The organism is Dietzia sp. SYD-A1 (genome assembly GCF_015356725.1).
Lineage (GTDB): Bacteria > Actinomycetota > Actinomycetes > Mycobacteriales > Mycobacteriaceae > Dietzia.
Window position 1 is genome coordinate 1 of sequence record NZ_JADDKI010000598.1, and the last position, 3,152, is coordinate 3,152.

A 3,152-nucleotide genomic window follows, 5' to 3' on the forward strand; every position below is an offset into this window, starting at 1 on the left:
CCGGCGTCCTCGGTGACACCGTGCGGCGCGCCGGCGGGGCGATGAACCGCCGTCTGGCGAACCGGCGCTGACGACGCCGCCGGACCCTAGTCGCGCGACCGCTCGTAGAACGCCACGGCCGCAGCCGTGGCCACGTTGAGCGAGTCGGTTCCCGCTGTCATGGGTATCGCCGCCCGGACGTCGCACGCACGCATCGCGTGCTCGGTGAGCCCCGGCCCCTCGGCGCCGAGGACGAAGGCCACCTTGTCGGCGTCGACGGCGCGGGAGAGCGGAACCTCCCCGGAGGGGGTCAGCGCCACGGTGGTGAAACCCCGCGCTCGCAGATCCCCGAGGGAGCGGTGCCAGATGGTCGGGGTCCCGTGCAGGTGCGCGAACGGCAACCGCAGGACGTGTCCCATGGACACGCGCACCACCCGCCGGTAGAGCGGGTCCCCGGTGGCGGCACCGAACAGCACCCCGTCGACGCCGAGCGCCGCGCAGTTGCGGAAGATGGCCCCCAGGTTCTCGGGGTCGTTGACCCCTTCGAGCACCACGAGGGTCCGGGCGCCGTCCACGACCGCGTCGACGTCGAGCGGGGCCGGCCGGTGGGCGGCGGCGAGGATGTCGCGGCTGGACCGGAACCCGATCACCTCGCTGAGCACGTCCTTGGTGGTGCGCAGGTAGACGGCTCCGGCGGCCCGTTCGTCGGCATCCCAGCCCTCCGCGGTCGCCTCGCGGCGCAGTTGCCGCAGTCGGGCGTCGGTCCCCAGCAGGAGGTGCGGCCGGAACCGGGACAGGAGCATCCTCCCCACCACGTAGGTGCCCTCGGCGATCACCAGGCCCCGCCCTCCCGGCAGGTCGGGGCGGCGGTCGGAGTGGTTGAGATCGCGGAGGTCGTCCAGCCGGGGATCGGCGGGATCGGAGACGTCGACGACGAGCACTGTCCGCGCCGCTCAGGCCAGAAGGTCGGTGATGGGCCCGATCGCGAAGAACACGAGGAACGCCGCCGCGACCACCCACAGCAGCGGGTGGACCGACCGGGCCTTGCCGGTGGCCGTGGCCATCACGACCCAGGCCACGAACCCGATCCCTATCCCGTTGGCGATGGAGTACGTGAACGGCATGGTGACGATGGTGAGGAACGCCGGCAGGGCGATGGAGAATCTCGTGAAGTCGATGTTGATGATCTGCGACATCATGAGCGCGCCGACCACCACGAGCGCGGGGGCGGCCGCCTCGACGGGGACGACCTCGTAGAGCGGTGTGAAGAACATCGCGACGAGGAAGAGGACACCCGTGACGATGTTCGCCAGTCCGGTTCGGGCGCCCTCGGCGATACCCGTCGCCGACTCGAGGAAGACGGTGTTGGAGGAGGACGAGGTGAATCCACCGGCGACGGCCCCGACTCCCTCGACCACGAGCGCGGTCTTCATGTTGGGCAGGTTGCCGTTCTCGTCCATGAGCCCGGCCTCTTTGCCCAGGCCGGTGAAGGTACCCATGGCGTCGAAGAAGTTCGCGAGCAGCAGGGTGAAGACGAACAGGCCGGCGGCAAGGGGGCCGATGCGGACGAATGCGCCGAAGAGGTCCACCTGCCCGATGAGGGAGAGGTTGGGCAGTCCGCCGAGCGTCTCTGGAATGCCCGGGACCGCGAGGTTCCACCCCGTGGGCGAGGGCTCGCCGTCGACGAACGACGGGCCGGCGTCCGCGATCGCCTCGACGATGATGGCCACGACGGTGGTGACCACGATGCCGATGAAGATGCCGCCGCGCACCTGACGGGCCACGAGGATCCCGCACAGCAGCAGCCCGAACGCGAACACGGCCGTGGGCCACGACGCGATCGATCCCTCGATCCCCAGCCCCACCGGCACCGTGGTGCCCGCGGCGTCGGGGAGTCGACGCACGAACCCGGAGTCGACGAACCCGACCATGGCGATGAACAGCCCGATGCCCACGGCGATGGCGGCCTTGAGGTCCGGGGGAATGGCGTCGAAGACCGCCTTGCGGAACCCGCTCACCGCGAGGATGACGATGATGACGCCCTCGATGACGATCAGCCCCATCGCCTCGGCCCAGGTGACCTGCCTGGCGATGGTGACCGCGACCAGGGAGTTGATGCCCAGGCCGGTGGCGAAGGCGAACGGATAGCGGGCGATCGCGCCGAAGGCCACCGTCATCACCCCGGCGGTGAACGCGGTGACCGCGGCGATCTCGATGATCGACAGCTGGTTGCCCTCGACGTCGACACCCGAACCGAGGATCAGCGGGTTGAGCACGATGATGTAGGCCATCGCGAAGAAGCTGACCACCCCGCCGCGCACCTCGCGGGACACGGTCGAACCGCGCTCGCTGATCTTGAAGTACCGGTCGAGGGGGCCCCGTGCTGGGGACCGCGACGGGGCCCCGGTGCTCTGCGACATCTGGAGACCTTCCTGGCGGTGGTGAGGAACCGTCATAGGGTAACCGGCCCTCCGCCTGCGGTAGCGTCGCGGTCATGACCGAGAGGCCGACAGAGCCGCAGGTGCCCCGAATCCCGGGCTACCTCCTGGACCCGCGGCCCGTCGTCCTCATCGGGACCCTCGCGTGGACGATCGCCCTCCTGGCGATGATGCTCATGGACGAGGTGGACATGCGCGCGGTCATCCTCTGCGCGGTCGGTGTGGGTGTGGGTGCGATCGGCACGCTCGTGTACGCGCTCCAGCGGCGTGCGGTCCTGCGCGGCAGCGCGGGGGCACAGGTCGGTCTCGACTTCGACCACACGTGAGCCGGCCCGCCCGAGGGGTCTGCGGGGTCAGGCCTGGTCGGCGGGGTCAGGCCTGGTCGGGAGCGCTCGCCTGACCGGTCTCCCCTACCTGGTCCTGGGCGTCCGCCGCCCCGCGCGCCCGGGCGGCCGAGGCCGCCAGCTGCTGGGGAAGGACCACCACGTCCACGGCTGCGTCGTCATACGCCTCGGCCACAGGGGCCGTGGACTCGGTGGCCACCTGCACCTCGCTGTGGGCGCCGCAGCCGTACTGGAGATGAACAACCTGCCCGTCGGCGGAGTACTCGTTGGCACACACCCCGAACATCGCCCCCAGCGAACCGGAGATCGGGAGCAGGAAACCACAGGACCCGCAGTGGTGCCTGGCCCCGCGGGCGATCTCGGAGTCCGGGCCGCGCGCGGCGGCCCAACG

General features: G+C 70.7%; 4 protein-coding genes. 1 reads left to right on the top strand and 3 read right to left on the bottom strand.

From position 1 onward, the window contains the following. Positions 1-86: 86 nt before the first annotated feature. Complete coding sequence (locus IY392_RS17555; RefSeq protein ID WP_194861926.1) at positions 87-920, bottom strand: RNA methyltransferase; 834 nt, start codon at positions 918-920, stop codon at positions 87-89. 12 nt (positions 921-932) lie between these two features. Further along, entirely contained in the window at positions 933-2,399 is a 1,467-nt protein-coding gene (locus tag IY392_RS17560; RefSeq protein ID WP_107755843.1) for an NCS2 family permease, read from the bottom strand. 74 nt (positions 2,400-2,473) lie between these two features. Between IY392_RS17560 and IY392_RS17565 the strand changes: the two genes are divergently transcribed. Next, on the top strand, positions 2,474-2,743 hold the full coding sequence (locus IY392_RS17565) for a DUF2530 domain-containing protein (RefSeq protein ID WP_031264944.1): 270 nt from the start codon (positions 2,474-2,476) through the stop codon (positions 2,741-2,743). A gap of 46 nt (positions 2,744-2,789) precedes the next feature. On the opposite strand, the gene IY392_RS17570 is transcribed toward IY392_RS17565, so the two are convergent. Continuing rightward, the coding region (locus IY392_RS17570) for a DUF3027 domain-containing protein (RefSeq protein ID WP_194861927.1) at positions 2,790-3,152 on the bottom strand (363 nt) is incomplete at its 5' end.

Coding starts and splice junctions, on each gene's coding strand:
- IY392_RS17560 (WP_107755843.1), bottom strand. CDS start 2,399: ATGTCGCAGAGCACCGGGGCCCCGTCGCGGTCCCCAGCACGGGGCCCC.
- IY392_RS17565 (WP_031264944.1), top strand. CDS start 2,474: ATGACCGAGAGGCCGACAGAGCCGCAGGTGCCCCGAATCCCGGGCTAC.